Origin of the sequence: Collibacillus ludicampi (assembly GCF_023705585.1) — a bacterium.
In the GTDB taxonomy this organism is placed as follows: domain Bacteria; phylum Bacillota; class Bacilli; order Tumebacillales; family BOQE01; genus Collibacillus; species Collibacillus ludicampi.
In genome coordinates, this window is record NZ_BOQE01000001.1 from 948,869 (window position 1) to 975,243 (window position 26,375).

22 protein-coding genes and 1 pseudogene are annotated in these 26,375 nt (G+C 49.4%); 3 read left to right on the top strand and 20 right to left on the bottom strand.

Annotated elements, in window-relative coordinates; all coding sequences use genetic code 11:
• Window positions 1–19: 19 nt before the first annotated feature.
• The 5 genes from DNHGIG_RS04830 to DNHGIG_RS04850 are packed head-to-tail and all read right to left on the bottom strand — an operon-like array spanning window position 20 to window position 4,752.
• A complete protein-coding gene (locus DNHGIG_RS04830; protein ID WP_369414669.1) occupies window positions 20–838 on the bottom strand; it encodes a 2-keto-4-pentenoate hydratase in 819 nt (272 codons plus the stop codon).
• 19 nt (window positions 839–857) lie between these two features.
• Complete coding sequence (locus DNHGIG_RS04835; protein WP_282198601.1) at window positions 858–1,766, bottom strand: molybdopterin-binding protein; 909 nt, start codon at window positions 1,764–1,766, stop codon at window positions 858–860.
• A gap of 29 nt (window positions 1,767–1,795) precedes the next feature.
• The gene (locus DNHGIG_RS04840) at window positions 1,796–2,641 is read right to left on the bottom strand and encodes a beta/alpha barrel domain-containing protein (RefSeq protein WP_282198602.1); all 846 of its coding nucleotides are present in this window, start codon (window positions 2,639–2,641) and stop codon (window positions 1,796–1,798) included.
• 15 nt (window positions 2,642–2,656) lie between these two features.
• Window positions 2,657–4,099 (bottom strand): hypothetical protein, encoded by a 1,443-nt coding sequence (locus DNHGIG_RS04845; RefSeq protein WP_282198603.1) that lies wholly within the window; start codon window positions 4,097–4,099, stop codon window positions 2,657–2,659.
• On the bottom strand, window positions 4,099–4,752 hold the full coding sequence (locus DNHGIG_RS04850) for a 4Fe-4S binding protein (RefSeq protein WP_282198604.1): 654 nt from the start codon (window positions 4,750–4,752) through the stop codon (window positions 4,099–4,101). Before DNHGIG_RS04850 ends, DNHGIG_RS04845 begins: the two co-directional genes overlap by 1 nt.
• 335 nt (window positions 4,753–5,087) lie before the next feature.
• Between DNHGIG_RS04850 and larC2 the strand changes: the two genes are divergently transcribed.
• Window positions 5,088–6,308 (top strand): nickel pincer cofactor biosynthesis protein LarC2, encoded by a 1,221-nt coding sequence (gene larC2, locus DNHGIG_RS04855; RefSeq protein WP_282198605.1) that lies wholly within the window; start codon window positions 5,088–5,090, stop codon window positions 6,306–6,308.
• 247 nt (window positions 6,309–6,555) lie between these two features.
• Here larC2 and DNHGIG_RS04860 read toward each other — a convergent pair.
• Window positions 6,556–7,601, bottom strand: a pseudogene (locus DNHGIG_RS04860) (zinc-dependent alcohol dehydrogenase family protein).
• A 273-nt stretch (window positions 7,602–7,874) separates the two neighbouring features.
• Here DNHGIG_RS04860 and DNHGIG_RS04865 point away from each other — a divergent pair.
• Window positions 7,875–8,555: a Crp/Fnr family transcriptional regulator gene (locus DNHGIG_RS04865; protein ID WP_282198607.1), complete on the top strand. Its 681-nt coding sequence runs from the start codon at window positions 7,875–7,877 to the stop codon at window positions 8,553–8,555.
• On the opposite strand, the gene DNHGIG_RS04870 is transcribed toward DNHGIG_RS04865, so the two are convergent.
• The 8 genes from DNHGIG_RS04870 to DNHGIG_RS04905 all read right to left on the bottom strand — a co-directional run bounded on the left by DNHGIG_RS04870 (window position 8,545) and on the right by DNHGIG_RS04905 (window position 18,841).
• Window positions 8,545–9,945 carry a UbiD family decarboxylase gene (locus tag DNHGIG_RS04870; RefSeq protein ID WP_282198608.1) on the bottom strand — a complete coding sequence of 467 codons (1,401 nt, stop codon included), beginning with the start codon at window positions 9,943–9,945 and terminating at the stop codon, window positions 8,545–8,547. The two genes, DNHGIG_RS04865 and DNHGIG_RS04870, sit on opposite strands and share 11 nt — an antisense overlap.
• 16 nt (window positions 9,946–9,961) lie before the next feature.
• Window positions 9,962–11,368: a sodium:solute symporter family protein gene (locus DNHGIG_RS04875; RefSeq protein WP_282198609.1), complete on the bottom strand. Its 1,407-nt coding sequence runs from the start codon at window positions 11,366–11,368 to the stop codon at window positions 9,962–9,964.
• 246 nt (window positions 11,369–11,614) lie between these two features.
• Window positions 11,615–12,481: a R2-like ligand-binding oxidase gene (locus tag DNHGIG_RS04880; RefSeq protein ID WP_282198610.1), complete on the bottom strand. Its 867-nt coding sequence runs from the start codon at window positions 12,479–12,481 to the stop codon at window positions 11,615–11,617.
• Window positions 12,482–12,534: 53 nt separating this feature from the next.
• On the bottom strand, window positions 12,535–13,713 hold the full coding sequence (locus DNHGIG_RS04885; RefSeq protein ID WP_282198611.1) for an iron-containing alcohol dehydrogenase: 1,179 nt from the start codon (window positions 13,711–13,713) through the stop codon (window positions 12,535–12,537).
• 21 nt (window positions 13,714–13,734) lie between these two features.
• On the bottom strand, window positions 13,735–15,207 hold the full coding sequence (locus DNHGIG_RS04890; RefSeq protein ID WP_282198612.1) for an aldehyde dehydrogenase family protein: 1,473 nt from the start codon (window positions 15,205–15,207) through the stop codon (window positions 13,735–13,737).
• Window positions 15,208–15,257: 50 nt separating this feature from the next.
• The gene (locus DNHGIG_RS04895) at window positions 15,258–16,586 is read right to left on the bottom strand and encodes an MFS transporter (RefSeq protein ID WP_282198613.1); all 1,329 of its coding nucleotides are present in this window, start codon (window positions 16,584–16,586) and stop codon (window positions 15,258–15,260) included.
• 266 nt (window positions 16,587–16,852) lie between these two features.
• Complete coding sequence (locus tag DNHGIG_RS04900) at window positions 16,853–18,418, bottom strand: L-lactate permease (protein WP_282198614.1); 1,566 nt, start codon at window positions 18,416–18,418, stop codon at window positions 16,853–16,855.
• 285 nt (window positions 18,419–18,703) lie between these two features.
• Window positions 18,704–18,841, bottom strand: a complete 138-nt coding sequence (locus DNHGIG_RS04905) for a hypothetical protein (RefSeq protein WP_282198615.1) — start codon at window positions 18,839–18,841, stop codon at window positions 18,704–18,706.
• Window positions 18,842–19,076: 235 nt separating this feature from the next.
• Between DNHGIG_RS04905 and DNHGIG_RS04910 the strand changes: the two genes are divergently transcribed.
• The gene (locus DNHGIG_RS04910; RefSeq protein WP_282198616.1) at window positions 19,077–19,550 is read left to right on the top strand and encodes an N-acetyltransferase; all 474 of its coding nucleotides are present in this window, start codon (window positions 19,077–19,079) and stop codon (window positions 19,548–19,550) included.
• 150 nt (window positions 19,551–19,700) lie between these two features.
• Here DNHGIG_RS04910 and DNHGIG_RS04915 read toward each other — a convergent pair whose 3' ends face one another.
• From DNHGIG_RS04915 to argC, 6 genes are all read right to left on the bottom strand, one after another.
• Window positions 19,701–21,347 carry a thiamine pyrophosphate-binding protein gene (locus DNHGIG_RS04915; RefSeq protein ID WP_282198617.1) on the bottom strand — a complete coding sequence of 549 codons (1,647 nt, stop codon included), beginning with the start codon at window positions 21,345–21,347 and terminating at the stop codon, window positions 19,701–19,703.
• Between the two features lie 143 nt (window positions 21,348–21,490).
• Window positions 21,491–21,640, bottom strand: a complete 150-nt coding sequence (locus DNHGIG_RS04920) for a YrzI family small protein (RefSeq protein WP_282198618.1) — start codon at window positions 21,638–21,640, stop codon at window positions 21,491–21,493.
• Window positions 21,641–22,010: 370 nt separating this feature from the next.
• A complete protein-coding gene (locus tag DNHGIG_RS04925; protein WP_282198619.1) occupies window positions 22,011–23,192 on the bottom strand; it encodes an aspartate aminotransferase family protein in 1,182 nt (393 codons plus the stop codon).
• Window positions 23,185–24,054: an acetylglutamate kinase gene (argB, locus tag DNHGIG_RS04930; protein ID WP_282198620.1), complete on the bottom strand. Its 870-nt coding sequence runs from the start codon at window positions 24,052–24,054 to the stop codon at window positions 23,185–23,187. The genes DNHGIG_RS04925 and argB overlap by 8 nt, the downstream gene beginning before the upstream one ends.
• Window positions 24,055–24,071: 17 nt before the next feature.
• Window positions 24,072–25,295: a bifunctional glutamate N-acetyltransferase/amino-acid acetyltransferase ArgJ gene (gene argJ, locus DNHGIG_RS04935; RefSeq protein WP_282198621.1), complete on the bottom strand. Its 1,224-nt coding sequence runs from the start codon at window positions 25,293–25,295 to the stop codon at window positions 24,072–24,074.
• Between the two features lie 22 nt (window positions 25,296–25,317).
• Window positions 25,318–26,352 carry an N-acetyl-gamma-glutamyl-phosphate reductase gene (gene argC / locus DNHGIG_RS04940; RefSeq protein WP_282198622.1) on the bottom strand — a complete coding sequence of 345 codons (1,035 nt, stop codon included), beginning with the start codon at window positions 26,350–26,352 and terminating at the stop codon, window positions 25,318–25,320.
• Between the last annotated feature and the right edge of the window lie 23 nt (window positions 26,353–26,375).

Below are 26,375 nucleotides of genomic sequence, written 5' to 3' on the forward strand. Positions count from 1 at the left end.
TCCTCCCGGAAACAAATGATTATTTTGATCCAAAACCAACCTGAACGGTTCCAACTCCGGCAAAATGGGCACTGTACACATCCCCGGGCTTTACTTCATATGCCCGCGTGAAAGAACCGGACAACACGATATCACCGGCCTTCATCCCTTCGCCAAAAGTCGCCAATTTGTTACATAGCCATGCAACCGCTGTTGCAGGATGTCCAAGTACTGCCGCTCCGGCAGCTGTATCAATCACCTCTCCATTGCGCTCCAATACGAGACCAATCAAGCGCAGGTTTACGTCATGAACGGACACACCTCGGCTCCCTAAAATCAAAGCGCCGCTTGATGCATTATCCGCTACCGTATCTTGAATTTTAATTTTCCAATCTCGCACCCGGCTGTCGATGATTTCAAAAGCAGGTACGACATAAGCCGTGGCTTGGATGACATCCTGGAAATGCACGGCTGGCCCTTGCAAATCATGTTTCATTATAAACGCGAGTTCCGCCTCGACCTTGGGTTGCAGAAATCGCTCGTAAGGTACGAGACTTCCTTCAGGCAAAAGCATGTCATCAAACAGTGAACCAAAATCGGGTTCATGAACTCCGAGTGCGTTTTGCATCGCCTGCGATGTTAAACCGATCTTGCGCCCAATGATCCGTCTGCCCGAATCGAGCTTCCAGGCTTTCACTTGTTGTTGAATGGCATAAGAATCCTCAACCGTAATGCTTTCGTAAGTTTGGGTCAACGGTTCGATCGGCTGCCTGTTGAGTTCTGCCTCCCATAACGCTTTCGCCGCTTTTTCCACAAATGGATTCATCGAATCTCCCTTTCCTTTTACCGTCTGTTTCAAATAAACCTCAACGGTACCATCAAGAGGTCGAATGATGGCCGTGTTGATGAGCTACCGTTTTCATCCAACGTTGTCTAAGCAAACCGGCCAACCGTTCCGCAAGAACTTCAGGTTCCGGTTGTAAGTCTATGCTTTCAACCAGAACGTCCGTACAGAGCCGGACTTCATCATGCGGACCGGGGAGTGTCACAAGGTAGGTCAAACCTTCCTTTGCCACTCCGATGCGAATCCCATCTTTCACGTGTCTTCCGTGTCCGCGGGTAAATTTCACAATATAGGGAGTCACCGCTTCAGGGCAGACCTTCAGTAAAGCCTCTACGGTACAATCCTTGTCCTCCGCACCCACTCCACCTGTTGTCACAATCAAACCAAACCCTTGATCGAGGGCTTGGCGCAATGCGCCTGCGATCTCGTCAACATCGTCTGCCAACGGGCGGTGGGTCTGCACCTTGCAACCCGCTTCGGTAAACCGCTCGACTAAGTACGGAGTGTTTGCATCCTCGATCATCCCTTTGGCAACCTCAAATCCGGTAGGAAACACTTTTACCCGGCGGCGAACGCGATTTTGAATCTCTTCACCGATGAGGGTGCTTTTTTCCACAACCTGCTTAGCTTCGATCGGAGAGAGCGCGATCATACCCAGTACTCCTTCAGAATGGATGTCCGCATCCGGGCCAAGCGTCACACCGGGAAGAGAACGTATCGCATCGAGCAATTCCTGTTTTTTCCCTATAAACTGGTCGTCTTTCATGGAGTGGACAAGCAAATCCAGTGCGATGTGATCTTCACGGACATCGATGACAAACACACGATCTCTGGGCAATTGCAAAACAGAAGCGACAGTTTGCGCCAATTGCGTCAAGTCACAGTCATGTAAGTAGATATCTGTGAAACGAATTTCCGTTTTATTCAAAAGACTGTACTCCATATCTGCGCCTCTCTTTATAGATGATAGGTTCATTGGATTTCGACTACATCCACTCGCATATCAAGCAGAGGCGCATTTAAAATCGCCGCCCCCACATCAACCAGATCGACCGGAAGATCCCGAAGCAGAAGTAATGTTTCCTCTTTCACTCCTCCTGCAAAAGCAACCTTCGTATGTTGACGTGCGCCAAGATCGTTCAGAACTTGCAAGACCACATCAAGATCTTTGAGAGATCCTGTGTCAATCATGACCACGTCTGCATGGCCGCAAACCGCTTCCCGCGCTTCTTGAACGATCGGTTGTATTTCACCGCGAACCTGAATCACCTTTTTGTGATCCGGAAATTGATCGGCCGCTGCGAGCGCCTTCGCTACGCTTCCAAACATGCGAACATAATTTTTATCGATATAGACAAAAGGGCCTTCCACCATGCGCATCCCAACATGGGCGGCCGCCAGTGCGGCATGCAGTCCGGGTTTCGATTCCTGGGGCAACTTTTTCCATCCCCCGCAAACGATCCGTACATCGGGTCCCGCCAAAAGTTGAAGTTGGCGTGCACGCGTGGCATATCCGGATGGAAGCATCATGGCACCTAAGACTCGATCCTCAGCGATGGCAACCTGTTTCGCCCTGCCGCGAAACGACAGGACAACATCACCCGGTTGCAGCAACGTTCCGTCTTCTTGACTGTGCAAGAGTTCGCATCCGAGTTCTTCTATGAAAGCGACCGCACGTCGAGAATTCGCGAGGACGCCGCAGTCCGTAACAACAACTTGAGCTGTGAACGTGCGATCGCCCAACGAGGAGAATAACGTGTCGCGAAGATCCACGTTGTCAGATTTTTTCAGTTGGTTCACGAGTTGTAGAGTTTCCATGGATCTATACACCACCTATGCGTTCACCAGCACGCCGTTTCGCCCGATGCCTCTTTGCTTTAACCACTTCGGCATCAGGATTTCATCCACTTCGACGCTCACTTTGGGAGCAACCGACAACAGATGTTCCGCTAATGATTCGCTCACATTGATGCCCCCAACTGCCCCGTCAAACACGATCACTTTGTCCGTACCCGTGGTCTTGTACGCAAATTTCATCGCATCATCGAGATTGTCGGCGATCATCGCGTATTTCATATATTCCAGATTTTGCGGGTCGTGTTCAAACAGATCCGCCTGCTCTTTACCGACGACGATTGTGGGAAGTTGTTGCGCAAAGAACGCGCTTGGGTACCCGATCCACGCGTAGTTTTGCACGACCATGCGGATCGCCGGGTTGACCGGTTTCACTTCCGGAATCAGCGGTTTCCCGTCTTTTCCGTACAACGCTTCCGCATACCAGGTGTAGGGGGGCAATTTCACATCCAAATCGAACAAATCGGTATTCACACCGACGAAGTTACAGTAAATCACCCCTGCAGAAAACACATACGGTACAGGACAAGGAAAATCCAATCCGACAATACATTCGTCGATTTTCCCCAACAATTGAAACACTTTTCCGTAATAACGGAGACCGTCGACTGTAATCGTATCGTTGATCCGATAAAGATCATTGTCTGCTTCCACACTGAGCACGCCGCTCGGGGACATGTTCAAAAATACGGCACCCACAAATTTGCTTTGCACAAACGGCGATTCGAAGATCGCTCTTGCCGTAAAGTTGGCGCCCCGCGGTCCCAGATTCTGATGATACGTGGAGCGTGTTTCGATTCGCGCATACGACATCCCAAATGGTTTTACAGCGCGATCCACCTGGCGATGGAAATGAACTTCCCGCACATCGCTGTTATGCACGTGGATAATCCAGTCTGCATCGTAAGTCCGTTTGAGACCGTAAAGCGTTCCAATTTCGGTTTCAATGGGTATCCCTTCATCAATTGGGGCCATTCCCATGGCGCGGTCAAAATGCTGTTTCAAGTGAAAACGTTTGATATATTCTTCCGTCTCACGGAATCGAAGCCCCACGCCTGCACGCAAACGAACCTCTTTGGCTCCCGTACGCCGTTTAACCACATCATAGACCGTTCGCAGCAATTCGGCATAAGGTTCCCCGCCAAGCAGCGTAAATCCGTGGTGAGAAGCCAACACGTTTACAGTATGATGCGGTTGAATCATCGACAGATCCACTTTTTCCAAAGCGGCTTCGGCCGCACGACGGATGGCGCTTATGCCTTCCGCGCTCGGGTAGATCACTTCCGGGGTGTCGGGAAACAATTCTTGCAGCATGAGCGAAGTCATTCCCGGCAGATCCGCAAAACGTTTTTTGACAAGGCTCGGGTCAATTCCATACCGTGAGGCGCGCGGCGGAAGCGGTTGAATCGGTGCACGATGCATTATTCTTCCTCCTCCTTTACAGCGCAAGATAGATGGGATTGCGGCGCGTTTCGAATGGTTTCCAAAAACTCGATGTCTGCGTCAAAATAAAATCCGCGTTGCGCATATTTCTCTTTCACGTGATCCGGAATATCCCAGATTGTGGGGGTTGCACCGTACCACTGATAGCGCCCGTTCGGAGATTCCGGTTCAATCCCTGCCGAGCGCAGCAGGCGCATCGCCGGTTGCAGGCATTCCACCGTACAACCTGTGCGCAATCCGGTCGCCATGGAGATTTTATCGGGCGTATCCGCTCCCTGCAGAATGGCGGCAGCCACCTCTTCCGCACGAGTGCTTGTGCAGTAGCAAACAATTTGTTCCGGATGCAAATGAGCGTCATAACACAATTTCCGGATCTGTTCCGATTGGTGAATGTCCACGCCGATGACGCGCGGTTCATCCAATTTCGCCATCTGAATCGCGTCGAAAGGACAACGTTGTTCGCACGCTGTACATCCCGTACAGGACTCTTCATGAACAACCGCTAATTTTTTTGCTTTGGTTCCCGGAACCGGCTCCATCGTAATGGCCAAGGTGGGGCATACTTGTGCACAAATCTTGCATCCGGTGCATTTGTCATTGAGAATGACCGCCATCGTGTTAATGAGACGCATCCTTTCACTCCCCTCCAGTAAGAACATTCAGTATAGGCAGAAACGTTTATTACTCTTTCCGCCACCATTTACGAATGCAAATCCTGTGCCACTCGGAGATTTCAGAGAAATCAAATCAAATGGAACTACATCGTTTCCATAAACAACGATAAGTTTCCAAAATATTTGGAAACTATGCGATTCCATCATCGAGGCTTGGTTACCAGTAGAAGCTTGCTATGCATGGAAATGGAACCATTGACGGCCTCGTGGCATCTGATTTGCAAATCAATAAGGAAAATAGGTTTTCATACTTACACTGCGACCATTTTTTCAGCGTGAAAGGAAAGAGTACAATGAACACGGCGTACATCGAATGTTTTTCCGGCGCAGACTGTGAGATTTTTCTGGGGGCGTGGTTTGATCTTGGGTTATCTCTAGACGTTTGGAAACGGTACATGGCCAAGCTGGATATCAAAGGGGATGACATTACGGTTGAACGAGTGAAGCTGAAGGGAATTGCAGCCACAAAAGTGACCATAAACACGCGTCATATACCGAGGTCCTTGCATCTTTCGGATATTGAACAAATCATTGATCACTGCGAATTTCCAATAATTGTAAAAGAAAAGAGTAAGCAGATCTTTCATCACTGGGCCATTGCAGAGGCGACCGTTAGTGAAACTCTCCCGGAGAATATCTGTTTCCATCTAACAGACACATCCGACTCTCTCGAAAAAATCGTCGGAAACGTGCTAGCTTGGCATTTGCTCGGGGAACCGGCTTGCTTTATTACAAACATTCAGGTAGGCGGCGGGTTCGTACCGTGCGCAGACGGTTTTAAGCCAGTACCGACACCGGCAACAACACATTTATTGTTAGGCTATCCTATCTTTTCTTCCGGGGTTTGGGGCGAAACAATCTCCCCAGCCGCCGCCGCTCTCATTCGCACCTTGGCACTTCCCGCCCCGCAGGAGACATTTATTGGACAAAAAATAGGATATGGGGCGGGACACCGGGATCTTCCAATCGCTAACCTCCTGCGCATCCAACTCGGGAGATGGTACTCTGAATCCCCTACCGGAGAATCTGTTGATCGGGAAGAGGATGCAGCAAAACGGACAGTCGTGATTGAAACCAATATCGACGACATGAATCCGGAATGGGCAGGGCATCTGGTTGAACGTCTTTTGTCAATGGGCGCAATGGATGCCTACTGGATTCCTGTGGTCATGAAAAAAGGACGCCCGGGTCTCCAGTTGCGAGTCGCGTGCTCCGCGGAACGGCAGATGGCCTTGCAAGAAGAGATTGTCAGGCAAACAACGACGATCGGGATGCGTTATTATGAGGTGGGAAAATGGTCCGTACCGCATAAAATCGTCTACGTCTCGACAGTGTACGGAGAAATGCCGGTGAAACTGGCGTATTTGGGAAGTGAAGTTGTCAACGTGGCCCCGGAATACGAATTCTGCCGCCAGTCGGCGGAACGACTCGGCATTCCGGTCAAACTGGTTTATCAGACGGTTTTAGCTGAGGCGATCAAAGAGTATCGTCTGCCATTGAAGTCAAATCGCTGACTCGCATGTATCACCCTTAGTCTGTGGCACCTGCGATCTTGAGTGCTTGGGTGGATATATCGCTTTGCGCTTGGGTTCGATGAAGGTCGTCTTTGAGGCATATGCTTTGGAACTTTTCATTCTTTGATGTTGCCACTTGCGGCATGGAGGACAACTTTCGCCCTTCGAGACTTTCACCTATAGATAACGTTCATGCCGGCGCATACGGCAAAGGAACGGTTTGAACCGTTCCTTTGCCCACTACAGGTCAATCATTGTATAAAATCACTTTCATCGCTTTTTCTTTGGCAGCATGGCGAAACACTTCATAAGCCTGCATGATCTGGTTCAGCGGAAAGCGGTGGGTGATCAATTGTTCCGGTTGGATCTTCCCAGATTGCACTGTCTTTAACAGCATCGGTGTCGTACTCGTGCTAACCAGCCCGGTCGTGATCGTGACATTGCGAAGCCACAATTGTTCCAAGCGCAGATCGACAGGCTTGCCGTGAACGCCAACGTTCGCCAGCCGTCCGCCGGGCTTTAGGATTTGCTGACAGATGTCGAAGGTCACCGGGAAACCAACGGCCTCAATCGCTACATCGACGCCTTTTCCATCCGTTAATTCCATCACTTGCTCAACCGCATTTCCCTCGGCACTGTTCACGGTTTTGGTAGCTCCGAACTTTTTGGACTGCTCCAGGCGGTTATCGTCGAGGTCGACCATAATGATCTCTGCCGGCGAATAAAGTTGCGCTGTCAAGAGTGCCGACATCCCGACCGGCCCGGCTCCGACGATAGCGACCACATCCCCCGGCTGAACGCCGCCGTTGATCACCCCGATTTCCAAACTTGTCGGCAAAATGTCGCTCAACATGACAAGCGCTTCCTCATCGCATCCCGGAGGAATGTGATACAGGCTCGTATCGGCATAAGGGATACGAACGTATTCCGCCTGGGTACCGTCAATCAGGTGTCCCAAAATCCAACCGCCGTCTTCACAGTGGGCGTACATGGCTTTTTTGCAATAATCGCATCTTCCACAAGAAGTGATACAAGAAATCAGCACTCTGTCGCCGGGCTTGAAATTATTCACACCCGGGCCGACTTCCTCCACAATTCCGACTCCTTCGTGTCCCAGGGTTCGGCCGTCGGTTACCGCCGGCACATCACCGCCTAAGATATGCAAATCTGTGCCGCAAATCGTCGTTTTGGTGATTCTTACGATTGCATCCGTCGGTTTCTGAATCGTCGGCTTGTCCTTCTCTTCTCTACCCATTCGATCTTTCCCGGTCCTCGGAAAACGAGCGCTTTCATAAAAATACCTCCCGTTTTAGAATGGCTGCTGATCTCGGCACCGTCGCGTCTTTTTTACCTATTTCCTCCTAGGTTTCACACTCCCACAGGTAAACTGAAATTTTATCTGTGTATATGAGTGTAAGATTGTATGGGCAAAGAAATTGTGATGGATTTCACAAAAAAGGGGATGTTCACAAAAAATCAACATTACGGTTATAGTTTTGTCACTTGATAAGTCGTAGCAGATTTGTTTTTTTATAAACAGTAGAAGCATCCTTGGAGGAAGATACGATGCCATCTGCACGAAAGAATTCCCTACGCAAGTTTCCCGTCTTTCACACACTCTCTGAGCAGCGCATGATGGAGATCATGAAATACGCTTTTTTCCGGAAGTATCATAAGGGCCAGATCTTGTTCATGGAGGGAGATCCGCGGGATCGGATCTATCTTTTGCTTAACGGCTATATCAAGCTGGTCAGGATGAACGATGATTGTACCAGCCCATTTTTCTTGTATCTTAAGCCGTATAGCATTTTCCCCTGTATCGGACTGTTCCAGGACAGACATTACCGTTTTTCCGGAGAAGCCGTAACCGATGTTGAACTCATCTATTTCCCGACGGCCAAATTTGAATGGTTGATCCAGAAAGACCCCACTGTCCTGATTAATTGGATACGTATCATGGACGACAAGATGCATGAACTTGAAATACGGATCCAAAAGTTGACTCAAGTCCACGCCACCGATCGGGTGCGTCAACTGATCAGTCTCCTCATCAAGGACATCGGAGAGAAAACGGATGCCTCCACCATCCGCATTCCCTGTCCGCTCACTACCACCGACCTGGCCAGAATGGCCGGCACCAGCCGGGAGACAGTCAGTCACGTCCTACAGAAATACAAAGCTTCCGGCAAACTGATGATCGAATCAAAAATCATCACAATCACCGATCCCGCGTTTTTTATGAGATGACATGGACTCCTTCAAGGTGAACCGATCGGAGAGAAGTTTCAGGACTGATATAATCCTCCAAATGGATCTCATCATAACCGGGAATTCGTATTCGCAAATACCGCATAGGTTCACTGTTTAAAGGAACTGTGCAATCCAATCCCATCTTCGACCCGACCCCGTTATCGGTTGACGGATCCAGTTTTGATCCCTGAGCACCATGGATCACGACTAAATCCCTTTCCGCCTGAAAGCGGGTCGCGATTGCCCACTCCACCTCTTCCATATTAAATATGTCTACTTCTTCATCTACGACAACTACGTGTTTTATATCAAAACTGTTGGCAAGTGCGGCAAAAATCGCATTCTTCCCTTCACCCTCGTTACGTTTTTTTATCGAAACGATTGCATGATAGCGACAGGTTCCCCCTGGGCTCATGTGTACCGCTTTCACCGTCGGCACAGTCTGTCGAATGCTCTGGAACAGGCTTGCTTCGCGCGGAATGCCCCCAAGAAGAAGATGCTCATAGCCCGCCGGTACAATCGTATAAAAAATCGGGTGGTTTCGATGAGTGACCGCTGTGATCTGTACGACTTCCTTATCGCTCCGGGGACCGTAGTATTTCGGAAATTCCCCGAAAGGACCTTCCGGCTCGCGGACATGCGGAAGGATTTTGCCCTCCAGCACAATTTCCGCATACGCAGGCACATCGATGTCAACCGTCTCGCAACGAACGACTTCAAGCGGTTCTCCACGCAGGGCGCTCGCAATTTCAAGTTCATCCACACCGAATGGAGTGCTCGCTTGGGAAGCGAGCAACGTCACCGGATCGACCCCGATCACAATCGCGCATTCAAGCGGCCTGCCCTCCTCTTCAGCCTGTTTGTATAAATGAAACGTGTGGCGGGGAAGGAGCAAAGCCCCCAGTTTGTCTTTCCCTGAAACTTGCAAACGGTGAATCGAAACGTTTTGCTTGCGGGTGACCGGATCCCGGACAATAAACAATCCGGCTGTGATGTAGTTGCCCGAATCCTTCTCATGGTGAACCGGAATCGGAAACAGCTTCATCAAATCGATGTTTTCCCGAATGATATTTTCTTTGACCGGCGCTTGCTCCCTCTCCACATGCCGGCATGGGACAGGGGAATCAACTGCCTTGGTAAACTTCGGAATAATCCCGTACGGATCCGTGTCCAACGCTTCCGCAAAATCTTCCCGGGTTGAGCAAATTCCTGACACAACAGGCACCGTATACTCTTCCACCTGGGTGAAATAGACCGCCTTTTTACCGTCCAATTTTTTTGCCACCGCGGCAAGTTCAAATTCTAAACCGACCTTTTTCCCGATGACAGCCAAACGGCCCACCGATTCCAGATATTCAAGCCAGGTTCGAAATGTCTTTGCTTTCATTGAATGAGCTCCTTCCTTAACGCACTTCTTCCGTTTTTTCTACTAGCACCATTTGCGGGGTTGATTGTTTGAATAGATGGTCGATTGTCATCACGATTAAAGGAGTGAGCGACGCAATATAGATATTGTCGATCCCGAACGGATTGTTGTACAGGTACCATGCTGTGGTCAAAACAACGGCAAGAATCATTCCCCACACGGCTCCGCGCCCACTGCTGAACTTCGGAAAATAAAACATCAGAATCACAATCACGGCGAGTGTGGTTCGCAATGCCCGGGCAAAAAAGATTGTGCTTAAAATTTTCGGTGCAAATATCGCAAACGGAATCGGAAGCAACCCCATGACCACAGTAGCAATCCTGGAAAATCGTAAAGTCTGGTAGTCGGTCGCGCTTCTATTAAAAAAAGGAATATAGAAATCCTTTAACAGAAGCGCCGCGGAACCGATTGTTCCGGCGGCAACCGTTCCAAAAACTGCTGCAATCAAACCGGCTATAACGAATCCCCCAAAAACCGGGTGCATGAGTGTTGTCATCATGGGGAAAGCCTGTGCAGACGGAATTTTGGGAAAGAGGTCTGCGGCAACCATACCGATCAGAGCCGCCATGATGCCCACAGGAATCACCAGTAATCCGGCGTAAATGCTTGATTTTTTGGCTTTTCTGTCATCTCCTGTCGAACATATGGCCTGAATGATGTACTGCGTTGAGAAAACCGAACCTATATTGGCAATTGTCCAGGCAATGATCAGAGACCAGCCAATTCCCATCCAATCAAACATTTCAGGCTTTAGATGCGAAGACATACCGGAAAGTCCGCCCGCTGCTGCCATACCAAACGTTAAGGCAAGAATCAACCCTAAATACTTGAAAAAAGCATGAATTAAGTTGGTATACGCAACCGCATACATTCCTCCGGAAGTGACATACACGACGGTCACCAGTCCCACAATTATAGCGGCAGTGGCATGCGGAATTTGAAGAATAGCCGATAGTGTAGCCGCTCCACCTGCGTACATTGAAATATTAACCACAGCCAACGCATAGATCATGATCAGTGACGTTACAACTCGTGCACCATTACCATATGATTTAGAAATCGCACCAGAAATCGTGTACTCTCCACGCTTATGGAACTTTTTCGCCAGAGTGTATGCGAACAGCACGAACGCAAGTGTTAGGGTGATCAAGTTCCAGGATGCAGATATGCCTTTGCCAAAGGCGGTTTGAGCTGTCCCAAGGGTAGAACCCGTTCCGATAAATTCCGACATCATTAAAACACCAATGATGAAGGGACCGAATGCCTTTCCTCCCGTCATGTATTTATCGGAGCTCTTCGAGAATTTTTTTGTATAGAGTCCTAACAAAGTTGTAAGTAACACATAGAGCAAAGCGATCCCTAAAATAATCATACTCCCTGTCATTTTTTGGCCCCCTTTCGTATAAAAAATGGCCGCTGTTGTGCCGAATCTATTCTCATCCGCCGATCCAACATGATCATCAATCGGTACGTTTTTGGCGACAATAGTGCGGCCAATTCTTTAAGAGATCCCCATGCACCCCTACAACTTAGAAATATTTGCTTATTTGTCAGGACATGCGGATGTATTGATTTCGACAGTATCCCGTAATCATCAGGTTTCCGTTCGTCATACGATTCCCTCGTTTGATCAGACAGACACCGGGGTGCCGAATATGTCCTTGAGCCTGCGTTCGAACATTTTGATCAACCGCTCGCGTCCCTTCACTTCGGGAGGAGTCGGGTATTCCCGGCCGTCGACGATGACCGGCTGGTCATAACGAACCAGGATGTGCGGAAGATACTCATCGTACAACGCCCGAATCCGTTTTGCATGCTCCGGATTCCGGGCAAACAGCTTCAGCATGCGAAGACCGAAACCAACATGCCTTCCTTCATCTTCCTTTATACGTGAAAACCCTTCTTTCAGTCCGGGAAACAACCCTTTGCTTCCAAATACAGCTTCAAACACGTCATATCCTGACATGGCCTGAACGCCCTCAATGATGCCCTGATAATGGGTCAAACCTTCCACCAAAACCGCTTCACGTTCCTCTTCACTTTGTTCAAGAGCCGCGAGCATCTTCTTGACACGCTCATCGAGCTTTTGCTGTACAATGTTTTTCACGCCCGGGATACGCTCCCGCCCCAATACTTCCTTGAAATAGCGCAGAAAGAACTCCGTATGCTTAAACTCATCGAGCAATTGGGTGCTTAGAAACGCTTGTTGTTCGGTTGACGAACCCAGCATGATCCAGGGGCAGAACTTTAAAGCGACATTTTCTTCCGCATCGAGAAAACCTGTACAAAAATGAATCAAATATCCTTTAAGATCTTCATCCAGTGATTCAAAATCCACCTTATCCTGAGTGAGGTCGATCGCTGCAGGATCCCAGGTCCCAAACCGGATCGCTTTCCGGTACAAATCCCAGGCGACTTCATCGGTCGACTTGTCAAGGCTAGGAATCAATTCCTCTGTCACATTTTCATTCATGTTTTGATGCCAATTTTGAGTCATACCCTGATACCTCCTTAAAATTTTTGTTTATAGATAAATTTTGATTATTGAAATCAAAGCAACCGTTTCAGCAGTTCCAGTACTTCCGATTCGGTCGGCGTACGCGGATTAAACTTCATCATGCCGCTTTTAAACGAATCTTTAGCGATGTCCGAGAGTTTCTCTTCGGATACGCCGACGTCACGCAACCGGGTTGGAAGACCGATATCCTTGACCAGTTGCAGAACGGCCGGCGCAGCTTGTGCGGCCAATTCTTCCAATTGATCCCCCTGTACTCCCAACAACTTGGCGATTTTTGCCGCTTTGTCTGGACGTGCGGGTGTATTGAATTCGACCACTTGAGGAAGCAGCAGACCGATGGCAATCCCGTGCGGAACATGACAATGTCCGGATAAAGCGCTTCCAATCGCATGGGCAAGCCCCAGGAATCCATTGTTAAAAGCCATCCCTGCCAACAAACTGCCATGGGACATCCCGATTCGCGCAGCGACGTCTGAACCGTCACGAACCGCAAGACGTAAGTTCGCATTCATCGTAGCAATCGCTTCCATGGCCAAGGCGTCAGATGCCGGACGGGATCGCACCGAAAAAAATGTTTCGATCCCATGCGCGAAAGCATCAATTCCGGAAGCGGCCGTCATTTTTTGAGGAAGGCTCATTGTCAATTCCGGGTCGACCAAGGCAATTGTTGGCGCCATATATGGGCTGGTCACCGTTACTTTCACGTTGTTGTGCCAATCCGAGTAAACACCAAAGATTGTCACTTCACTTCCTGTTCCGGAAGTGGTCGGAATGGCAATCAGAGGAACCGCAGGGGCGACGGGGATCCGATTCACACCGGCATAATCGCCGATGCTTCCCCCGTTAAACGCAACGACACGAATGCCTTTCGCCGTGTCAATCGGACTTCCGCCGCCGACCGCAACTATGCAATCATACATCTCTCTTTTAAAAACCTCAGCCCCACGATCGATCGTCTCCAGACTTGGATCGGGCTCCACATCCGTATACATATCGAATTGAATCCCCGACGCCAGTAATGATTCCGTCAATCCGGCAAGCAATCCCGCCGATTCCACTCCTTTGTCACTCACTACAAACACTCTTTTTCCTCCCAATTGCAAAAGCATTTCTCCAATCCGGGAGGCCTTGCCATATCCAAATTCGATCCGCGTGGGGAGGTGAAATGAAAATTCGAAATCAATGGCCTTCATCGCTTGACCCACACTCATTCTTTTCCTCCTCCTTTCGATTCACGATTCATCGATCTCAAAGTGGACATGTTTCGTCTCGCAGTATTCCATCAACCCGTCAACCCCCCGGGTGCGCCCCAAGCCACTCTGTTTGTAGCCTCCGAATTCAGCTTCGGGAAAGTTTTTATTGTACGTATTGATCCATACCGTTCCTGCTTTGATGCCCTTGGACATCCGCATCGCACGGTTCAAATCGGTCGTCCAGACGCCCGCAGACAGTCCGAAGTCAGTATCGTTCGCCAATGCAAGGGCTTCCTCGTCACTGGAAAAAGACTGAACCGCAAGAACTGGCCCAAAAATTTCTTCCCGTACCACACGACTGTTGGAAGGCAGATCATCAATGATTGTCGGTGCAAAGAAATACCCTTTATCGTAATCACCGCCCCTTATCCGATAACCTCCGGTAATGATTTTTCCTTCGCGGCGTCCGATTTCACAGTATTCCTCTACCAAATTCAATTGGTTTTGGGAAATCACCGGTCCCATGTCGGTAGACTCATACATTCCATTGCCAACCTTAAGTTTTTCGGTAAAGTCTTTGAGGCGGGAGAGCACTTCTCCCTTGATCGATTCATGAACCAACAACCGCGAACCCGCCATGCAAATCTGACCGGCTGAAATAAAAATGGAACGTCCGATCAGCGGTATCGCTTTGTCCAAATGAGCATCTTCAAACACCACGTTAGGAGACTTTCCACCTAATTCAAGAGCAAGCTTTTTGATGTTGCTCGCGGCCATCTCCATCATCGCCTTGCCGGTGGATGTATCACCGGTGAAACTAATCATGTCTATTTTTTTGCTCATTCCCATGGCTGCACCGATCGAACGACCCGGTCCCGTGACAATGCTGACGATTCCTTTGGTGAAGTGCGGCACTTGATCAATGAGCTTAAAGATTTCCACGGAAATGGCCGGAGTCAGACTTGCCGGCTTGACAATCACACCGTTCCCTGCCGCCAAAGCAGGGGCCAATTCGCGGATCATCAGAAGTGCAGGCCAATTCCAGGGCGAAATAATCCCGACTACGCCGATCGGCTCTTTCACGATGACTCCGAAATTATTGGGTTCCAGTTGAATCGAACGGCCAAATACGGTACGGGCGGCACCCGCAAAATATTTCAGAGTATCGATACATCCGGCCAATTCAATCCGCGATTCGCGGATGGTCTTGCCTTGTTCCATGGTTAAAACCCGTGCCAGATGTTCCAGATTTTCCTCCATTTTTTGAGCCAACCCCAGCAGTGCTTCATAGCGGCGCTTCGGATTATATCCCCAATCACTTCGGAGAAACGCCTGGTAAACGGAATCGATCGCTTCTTCCACGTCCTGAACGGTCGAATTTTGCGCGTAACCGATCAATTCTCCCGTGGCCGGATTTCGCGACTCCAGCAGTTCCTTGGAAGAAGACTCCGTCCATTCGCCGCCTACGTAATTGTAATAGACTGTAAGCTTCTGCTCCGTTAGAATAGTCATTTTTCTCCCCCTCTGTGAAATTATTGCATGACCTGCCACCGTACATGATTCTAGAAATTTCCCTTCGTTTCCGGAATCACGAGACTGCCAATCAGATATAAGAGAAAGATCCCGATTGAAAAGTAGGTAAGCGCAAGCGGAATACTGTGCGTCAATCCGCTGGCCAAAGAGACAAACGTCGGCATCATGCCACCGATGGCAAATCCGATATTCCAAGATAATCCAGTTCCACTTGAGCGAATGGCGGTTGGGAAACGTTCATTAAGAAAGATTAAGACAGGGGCATATCCGGCATTCCCCAGAAATGAAAGTCCCATCGCATAGATCGTAATCGAGGTCACATCCGTTGCACTTCCCAACGCCAAGAAGAGTAACGGAAGTACGATCACGTTAAGGGCGCCAACCAGAAGGAACGTTTTCTTCCGCCCGATCCTATCGCTGAGATAACCAAACATCACCGCGGAGATGATAGATGCCACACTTGCACCCATCAAAATGAAAGACGTTGTGCCCGCAGGAAGTTTGTTGATCATTTTAAGAAACGTTGGAAGGTATCCGGATGTAAGATAGTAACCCGCCCCTCCGCCAATCACGATCATAAGATTGACAAGCAATACACCAAAGTATTGTGTAAAGACGATACGGACAGGTGACTGTTGTTGCTTCGAGGCATCTTTTTTCGCTTCTTCGGCTTGTTTGAGTTTCTCCCACAGCGGAGACTCCTCGAGCGAGTTAAAAATAAAGAAACCGAGGAAAGAACTAAGGATACCGGAGAAGAACATGCATCGCCATCCCCACTCGTTAAACGCGGATCCTGGAAAAACAGACGAAACCACGAAATATACGATGGAAGCTAACAATGCTCCGATCCCAGCTCCTCCGCCGCCAATCAGCCCAGACATGAGTCCTCTCCATTGAGGTGTAACAGACTCGGTTCCAATCGTGTGTGTAGACGCTACCACACCTCCAACAAATACACCCTGCACCAAGCGAAGAGCAAGGAACAGAATCGAGGCAGCAATTCCCATCTGATGAACGGTAGGAAGCAAGCCAAATACAGCCGTCGTTACCCCGACGCCTATGAACGCGATCACCATAGCTCCTTTTCTTCCCCGTCTGTCCGCGTATGAACCAAAAATGGCAGATCCAACCGGACGCATTATCAGTGTAACGGCAAAAGACGCGTACACAGCAGCCAATGAGAGGGCCGGGATATCGGTCGGAAAGAACAATTGACCGATGACAGGCGCCACATATAACAGAACAAACAGGTCAAAAAGATCCAATGACCAGCCTAAAACCGATGCAATAGAAGCAATCCAAATTTGGCGGTCGTTTAGAACCAAGCTTTGTGTATTCGTATTGGCAGCGATCGACACATTTTATCCCCCCGTAATGAATTGAAATTTGAGATTCAGTATTATTAAATAACTAAAATCGCCCAGTGAAGCTCCTCCGATTTCACCTCCCTAAAAATGATGCGCACGGTGGAGTCGTTTGAATGGGCGGGACAACAGCAGTTTTCCTCTGTCCGCCTCGATCTTTTATCATCGCAAATATTATGCCAAGTATATCTAGTAGTAATTATTCGATTATATAGAATAGTGGATTCCTAAAGTGGTTCTAAATTGCATCGTTTTGGAACCTAAGTCATTCCAGCCAGTTTCCACACGCTTGCCACAACTGATGACAAAAGCGGAACGAATAGACTGAAACCTGCGAGCCTCTTTAGAAGTTTCGATTCGGAACCTGAAGATAGGCCGGCCGATTGAACAGCCACTTCAAGAGCCTGCGGAGCGATCATCTTCCCCCCTACCGCAGCGACAGCAAAACAAGCGGCGATTCCCGATGGCGGTAAGCGTACCATTTGCGCGGCGAATGTCTGCAAACCTCCAAACAGCGCAATCGACGCCGCATTGCTGCCCGTTAAAAAAGTTCCCAACCATCCCATCAGAGGGGCAATCAGCAGATATCCCGCAGCCATGTGCTGAAATGGATAAGCGAGTGTCCCTGCGATTCCGCTATATACCAATAAAAATCCTACGGAACAGATCATAGACAAATTAAAGGCAACCCATCGCATGGAATATAATGATGAGATGAATATTTGAAACCAGGCTCGCCATCCCATTCCTGAAGTGAGAGCGGTAAGGAGCGAAGCTGCTATCATGGCTGTACCTGCCGATGCTGCCACCTGTCCCTTCCAAACTGCTGACAGAGCGCCATGACCAAATGGAGCTTGCGTTATGACCAATTTGTCTAACATCGGGATCGGCCAATCCCGCCCTATACGCAAAAGAGCCGTTTGTACAATAGGGAGATTCCAGATCATCACACACAGGGTCAGTAAGACAAACGGCCACCAGCTTTTTAAGAATTGCTTGGCTAACCATTTTTCCGTGAAGATTCTACGGTTCTTCGCCAACAGTACAATCACGGCGATGTACACCCCGGCACCAATCATCCCACCTAAAAAAGGAGATATATAAAGCACACTGATCAGAGTGGCGGCCGCATAACAAAAACCCCCAATCAAACAAGGACTCAAAAATTGTTTCGCCGATTTCCAACCGCAAGTGGCCAAACAGGTGAGAAAAGGGGCAGCCATCGCCGGTACGAAATCATAACATGCACTTTGCCGTAAAATTTCTGTCAGCGGATGCCCTGTTACCTGGGACAACAACAAGATGGGGACACCCACCGCACCATATACGGCAGGTATTGCACAAGACGTTAACGTTGCCACCGCACTTTTCTCCCTGTCGACTCCCAGTTGTGACAATAATGCTGTCACAATTGTTATGGGAGCCAAAAAACCTGCCGTACTATCGATAAAAGCAGTCAAACCGAATCCGACCAAAAGCACTTTCCATTCGATTCCATTTTCTGCAGATTTCAAAGTATTTTGAATCGAATCGATATATCTGCATTTTTCAGCAACCCGAAACAGTAACAAGGAGCTCCAAATCATGTAGAACAGCGGAAAAAGAGCAAACAGCACACCATATAACACCGTGCTCGTGATCATACCCATCGGCATGTTCCACACGCCACCTGCCAATGCGATCGTTAGCAACAATGTGACACCGTATACACCAGGCGGCTTCATCCACGCGGTTGCGAGCAGCAAACATAACAGCACGAGCGGTAAGACAGCGAGCAGTACCGACCACACGACGGGAGAGAGCGGGACATACGTTTGTAAAAACATTCAGTCTTCCACCTCGAAAAATTATTCCGTTATCGTAACGATTTCTATACACACTGCGCTTCATACGCTGACTTAAAAAGCAAAATATATGCCATTCTGAAAAAATGTATAGATTCCATACGTTTTGAGAACATTCACTTCCCCAAACGGAAATTATGCGTTTCCATAATAGGTTTCACATAACACCACTTCTGGTTACTTTTCATAAATGTTTTCTATGATTCTCTAAAAAGATAAGAGCCCCAGAGCCAATGGCTCGTAGGGCTCAAACATCATTATGAATATTCAATACCGTGGAAGGTACGCCGAATAGACTGCGGCGATGAAAAACACGACAATGAAACCGATCAGAAACGCGACTGCCCATCCGGACAATCCCCACCATCCGGTGCCGGGGCCACCCGCCCAAATCCCTGGAACCATCATTTTCACCTTCTTATTGTGTGCTTTTATCATTACTGTACGAACAAAGCACGCTTCCCGTATGGACGGGTGCACAAAATCGATGAAAACGGGCGAACGTGTATACCGCTGTACGAATAAAAAATCACTCCGGTAGGTGAAGTATTGATTTTCAAGACAGGGTAGACTTTTTTTGAACACAAATCGTATAATAATTCATATACTTGCATTTAAATACAGAAGGACGGGATCGATTATGATCTTACGGAAAGCAGTCATGCCCGATGTCGAGGCCATCTATACATTGATTCAACAGTATGCGGAAGAAGGACTTCTTCTCTCGCGTTCACGCTTGTCCCTTTATGAAAACCTTCAATCATTGACGGTTGCGGAAGAGAACGGTCGGGTGATCGGAGTGGCCGGATTGCACATCCTCTGGTCTGATCTGGCAGAAATCCGTTCGCTTGCCATCGCTCCTGATTCCAAAGGGAAAGGCATCGGTAAACAATTGGTTTTACAATTGATTCAAGAAGCGGAATCGCTGGGAATCGCCCGCGTATTCGCGCTCACCTATCAAGTCGCTTTTTTCGAAAAATGCGGTTTCCAACTCATTCAGAAAGAATCATTGCCGCAGAAAGTGTGGAAAGATTGCATGAATTGCAAAAAATTCCCCACCTGTGACGAGATCGCCATGATCTTTTATATTCCTTCACTCGTACCCGTTCCTTGAGCCATCCGCGGTATGTTCGAGCATGCTCAAGTAGAAAACCATAATATACGCAAGAGCTTTGTTTCCTCACTTGCTGAACAACCTCTTTTCAATAAAAGCTCCGCTGGGTGGCTCAATGGTTTCCACGATCATTAGAGCCGCTCCAGGAATCTATCCTTGAAGCGGCTTTTTCGCGGTTAAAGGCGGAATGGTATCCTGAACATGTACATCCAGTAACGTCGGACGTTCGCTCATCAGCGCCTGTTCTAGCGCCCCCTCCAGTTCCGTATCTCTCCCCACTTTCATTGCATTCCAACCGCACGCCTGTGCAAGCGCGACGAAATCCGGATTGTTCAAATTCACTCCCTCTTGCATATACCCTTGTACGATCATTTTGCTCTTTTCCATTTGCAGTGTTCCATTGTTCATCACGACGAGCGTGATCGGCAAGAGATAACGGACGGCTGTCGACAATTCCATAAGCGACATCGCGAGCCCACCATCACCTACGAGCGCCAATACCTGCCGTTCCGGACAGCAGAGTTTCGCAGCGATCGCCGCCGGCAATGCGAATCCCATCGTGCGCCAATCGCCCGAGAAAAGAAGACGCTGCCCTTTGGAACGAAAAATACGGCTAAACCAGACGGTATGATCACCCGTATCCACCGTGAGGATCGAATCAGGCCTGACGGTCCGCTCGATGGCACGGATGACCCGCTGGGGAGGGATCGGCGTACCGCTCCTGTTTCCTTCCTCTTCGATCGTTTTGTCCCATTTTTCCTTCACTTCTCGAACTCTGCGAAGCCAACTCTGGTTGCACATGTGTGCCCGGAGCGCGTCGACGAATACAGGTATGACGGCCCCCGCATCACCCACGATACCGATCTCCACAGTCATTTTGTGTCCGATATTGCGCGGGGCTGTATCCACTTGCACGATCCGTGCCTCTTTCGGGACAAACCCTTCCGGCCACCATGTATCACCGACGAGCAAAATAATATCCGCATCATTCATCAGTTGCGAAACATCCGGATTTCCCCCTTCGCCGATTCCGCCCGCCAACAACGGAAACGACTCGTCCACGCTTCCTTTCGCACCTAGACTTAAAACCAACCCGGCGCCCCACACTTCTGCGAGAGTCTTTATGCTATCGATCGCTTTGCGCGCACCCACACCCGCGACGATCATGGGGCGTTGGGCGAACTTTAAAGTCTCGATGGCCGGGACCAAATCTTCTTCTTGAAAATGATGTTTTGCATACAGCATGTGAACGGGAGGACGCGCCTGTTCAGATTGTTTTTGTGTAAATAGATCTTTCGGGATGGAAAGATGGGTGACTGCCCCTTCCGTTTGAGCGATATGCAACGCTTTCGCCAGAAGATCCACCGTAGCGTCAGGACTTGCGAGCAACGTGCTAAAGCGTGCGAGAGGTTGGATCATCACCTGTTGATCGATCACTTGTTTATCATCCGCTCCCACTTTGTTCAAAGGGGCCTGCCCGGTAATGGCGAGTACCGGGGCTTGATCGAGATGTGCATCGGCCAATCCGTTGAGCAGGTTCACCATACCAGGCCCCATGGTGGCCACACACACTCCCAACCGTCCCGTTAATTTCGCTTCAGCCGATGCCATCATCGCGGCCATCGATTCATGCCTGACAGCGATAAAACGAATTCGATCCTGTTTGGCCAGTGCATCCATCAGCCCCAGAATGGCGTCACCGACCACTCCATAGATGCGCTCCACCCCCCAGAGCGCCAATTGTTCCAAAATCGTTTCTGCGACTGTACGCACTTGCTGTACTTGTTGTTTTGGCATAAAGACATCCTTTCCTCGTGTTCTCGATGCTTGTAGGATGCGCCGATACAGGGAAGATATGTAATTTCACGGAAAAACGAACGGATGCGCACCTCTAATAAGAATACGCATCCGCTTGTTTGGAATCGGGAATATGATCGATCCTAAAACTTGCGAAAGATGTTTAAACGATTGTCCACAATCTCCTCCATGATTTGTGAAACTTGCAGCATCCCTTCAATCTCTTGAGGCGATTGTTTCCTTTTTTCCATGGAAATCGTAATTGAGAATCCGAACACTTGAATGGCTAACAAACGAAGCCCTCCTATCTCGGTTATGTGGAACCGTCACCTTTAACAAACAAACATTTCATCCTATTCATGTAAACTCTCACCATGCATTCCTCCTTTCGTTTGTTTTTTGAATATAAAAAGCCACTGACTTATCAAACTGTGGATTTCCCGAGGGGAAACACACAGCCAGAACGGCCAGTGGCTTTTTATCGCTATCTAGGGGTGATCAAAGTTATAACTGAACCTGATGATCCCACGGAGGCCGAACGATTGAATATGCAATTGGGTTGATGATCATCAGTTTGCGCTTCATCGCTAGACCTCCTTTTGGGAACGATTTGATATGGAAATGATTATATATCGACTGGAGAAGTTTGTAAACCATATTTTTTTATTTTTCAAATTCCATAGATTTTTCTCCTAACACTTGATCGACAATCGAGACGGCTTGATCGATATCCGCTTCCGTGATTACAAAAGGCGGGACGAAACGGACTGTGTTTCCCCCTGCCACTGTGAGCAGAAGGCCTTTTTCAAATGCGGCGGAGACGACAGCCCCCGCTCCTTCCTTCAGCAAGACCCCTCTCATTAAACCCATGCCGCGCACTTCGACAGCGATTTCGTATTTCTTCACCAATTCCGCCAGACGATCCGCCAGGTAGTTACCAAGCGTACGCACGCGTTCGAGATATCCTTTCCCGAGAAGAATATCAAGTGTCGCCAGAGCAGCGGTTGTCGCCAGCGGATTCCCGCCGAAAGTCGAAGCGTGTGTTCCCGGCGTGAAGACCTTGGATACGTGTTTCTTCGCAAGCATGGCCCCGATCGGTACCCCGTTCGCCAATCCTTTCGCCAGTGTAAGAATATCCGGTTCGATCGAAAACTGCTCATACGCAAAAAGTGTGCCTGTCCGGCCGATACCCGTTTGAATCTCATCGAAAATGAGCAGAATCCCTTTCTCGTCACAAAGCTTTCGCAGTGCGGTCAAAAAATCGGGATTCATCGGCAGCACGCCGCCTTCCCCTTGTACCGGTTCAATCATGATGGCACATGTCTTTTCATTGATCAGCCCCAAGACCGAATGTAAGTCTCCCGCTTCCGCATAATGAAACCCGGGGACGAGCGGCCCGAACCCTTTTTGATATTTGGTTTGACCGGTCGCGGTGATAGCACCCATCGTTCTGCCATGAAACGAATCTTTAAACGTGATGATCTCATATTTTTCGGGGCCGTAATGATCAAAGGCATACTTGCGCGCAAGCTTGATCGCCGCTTCATTCGCTTCCGCGCCCGAATTGCAAAAAAAGACTTGATCCATGCAGGAATGTTCGACCAATGTTTCGGCCAGCTTGATCTGTGAGGGGTTATAGTAGAGATTCGAACAGTGGATCAGTTGTGCCGCTTGCTTGCTGATCGCTTCCGTGATGGCAGGATGGCTGTGCCCCAGGTTCGTTACGGCGATCCCCGCCGTGAAATCAAGGTATTCCTTGCCGTTTTCGTCATACAGGCGCGCGCCTTCACCACGCACCATCGTTACGGGCATGCGCCCGTAAGTCTGCATGATCGCATCATGCATGTGAATCCCCTCCCAATACCATCGTACCGATTCCTTTGTCGGTGAACACCTCAAGCAGAAGAGCATGCGGTTCTTCGCCATTCACGATGTGCACATGTTTGGCCCCCGATTCAAGCGCCCCCAGACATGCTTCGACCTTTGGCACCATCCCGCCATAAATCGTGCCGTCCGCAATAAGTTCCCGAATCTCATCCGCCGTGATCCGGGAGATCACTTCTTTCCCGCTTGCCGTTTCTCGCATGATACCGGGAACATCCGTAAGCAACACCAGTTTTTCGGCACCGAGCGCACCGGCGATGGCTCCTGCCGCCGAATCGGCATTCACATTGTAACGCTCGCCCTTTTCATCCACTCCGATAGGAGCGACCACAGGTACAAATCCTGATTCAACCAAGCTTGTCAATAAACCCGTGTCCACGGTCGTGATTTCCCCAACCTGTCCGAGATCGCCATGTTGGTACTCTTTCTTCTTGACTTGCAGCGTACCTGCATCCACTCCCGAGATACCGACCGCTTTCACACCATGCTTGCCAAACATCCCGACGATCCGTTTGTTGATCTTGCCTGCAAGCACCATTTCCACCACATCCATCGTCTGGGCGTCAGTGATGCGAAGGCCGTCCACAAATCGGGCTTCGATGCCCAAGCGGCTCAGGGTGGATGAGATCTCTTTGCCGCCCCCGTGTACAATCACAGGTTTGATCCCTACATGACAAAGCCATACGATGTCGAGAATCACCTGTTCGAATGGCCCTCCCATGGCTGAACCTCCGTACTTGATGACGACCGTCTTTCCGGCAAACCGTCGGATATAGGGCAACGCTTCGATCAGGGTGTTCGCTTTTTCCCTCAATTCCGTCATTGACTTTCAACTCCGTTCTAGGTACGATAGCTGGCGTTGATTTTTACGTAATCATATGTCAGGTCACAGCCGTATGCGGTGGCGTTCGCATCTCCTTGATGCAAGTCGACCGTAATCGATACGGTTTCATTCTCCAGATACGATTTCGCCTGATCTTCATCGAATGCAAGGCCCATCCCCTCTTGGCAAACAAGGATCGAACCTAATTTCACATCGATCTTGCCAGGGTCGATACTCACGCCAGCCCGCCCCGCAGCCGCGATGATCCGGCCCCAGTTTGCATCCGTCCCATATATGGCCGTTTTCACAAGGCTTGAACCAACGATCGTTTTCGCGATCTGCACCGCTTCGCTTTCCGTGCGAGTACCCGTCACGGTGACCTCGATCAATTTGGTCGCCCCTTCTCCATCGCGTGCAATCGCTTTTGCCAGATGCAAACACACCGTGTGAAGCGCGCCGACAAAACGATCCCACTCCGGATCCTCTTCGACCAGCAACACATGAGCTGCCAGACCGTTGGCCATAACAAGCACCATATCGTTCGTGCTCGTATCCCCGTCGACGGTGATGCGATTGAACGTCTTGTCCGTAATCTGCGATAATGCACGCTGCAGGGCATCCGCACGAACTGCCGCATCGGTGGTGATGAATGCGAGCATCGTTGCCATATTGGGATGAATCATGCCCGAACCTTTGGCCACACCGCCGACCGTTACCGTTTTCCCGTGAATCTCCACTTGTACGGCAATTTCCTTCTTGCACGTATCGGTCGTCAAGATCGCCTCGGCAAAATCGTCTCCGCCTGTAACGTGTAACATCGAGGCTGCGTGACGAATGCCTTCGCTTACTTTATCCATAGGAAGAGGGACTCCGATTACACCTGTAGAAGCCACTCCCACAAGTGTGGAATCAATTCCGATCGCCTCGGCCGTCCATTGTTGCATCTGCAATGTGTCCAATTCACCCTGTTTTCCGGTACAAGCGTTTGCATTTCCCGCATTCGCGACGACAGCTTGCAGAACACCGCTATGTTTGACAACCGACTCCGTAACGGTGACACAAGAAGCGCGTACGACATTTGTCGTGAACACACCGGCTGCCGCTGCCGGCACATCCGAAACGATCAATCCGAGATCTTTACGCCCGGCCTTGATTCCCGCCTTGATCCCCGCGGCACGAAATCCTTTGGCTGCTGTCACTCCGCCATTCACACGGATCAGATTTTGCAGTGTCTTCTCCATATCGGTACTCCCTTTCGTCGATTTACGGATACACGGGGACAAATCCAAGGCCTGTCGCCTCGTCCCAGCCGTTCATCAAATTCAGATTTTGCACCGCTTGACCAGATGCCCCTTTTACCAGATTATCGATCACCGAGATGACAGTGACCCTTCTGGTCCGCTCATCTACATAAAGTCCGATGTCGCAGTAATTCGATGTGGCTACTTCTTTCGTTGCGGGGAATTCTCCTTCCGGACGTATGCGTACAAAAGTTGCCCCTTCATACACTTGTTGATACAGATCCAGTAAATCCCTCGTCGTCCAACGATCTTTCAAACGCGCATAGGAAGTCGTTAAAATGCCGCGTACCATCGGTACGAGATGTGTAGTGAATGAAATCGTGACATCTTCGCCAGCGACACGGGCAAGCTGCGTTTCAATCTCGGGGATGTGTTGATGTACACCTAATTTGTATGCTTTTAAATTCTCGTTAATTTCTGGATAGTGAGTGTTTAATGAAAGGGCTTTACCCGCACCGGATACGCCTGATTTCGCATCGACGACGATCGAATCGAGTTCGATCAGTCCATTTTTCACGAGAGGCAGCAATCCTAGCAGAGTAGCCGTCGGGTAACAGCCCGGGTTAGTGATCAGATTCGCTTGTGCGATTTCTTCCGCGTACCACTCGGACAAGCCGTAGACAGCCTGTTGCTGCAATTCAACAGGAGGGGCTTGCTTCTTATACCATGTTTCATAAAGAGGAGCCGGCAAGCGGAAGTCTCCTCCAAGGTCAATGACTTTAAGCCCGGCTTCGATCAGCCCGGGAACAATCCCGCTGGAAAGACCGCCGGGAAGGGCGACAAATGCCAGATCCGCCTGTTTGGCTATTTCCGCCGGATCTGCTTGTTGCAATGTGTGTTTATAAATATCACGTACATGTGGATATAACTGAGCGATAGACTTTCCCGCAGAGGAGTCGGAAGTAAGAACAGATACCTCTACACGTGGATGCATAGATAAAATGCGAAGCAGTTCAGCACCGGTGTATCCGGTCGCACCAATCACCGCGATCTTCATGATCCCGTCACCTCATCATTATT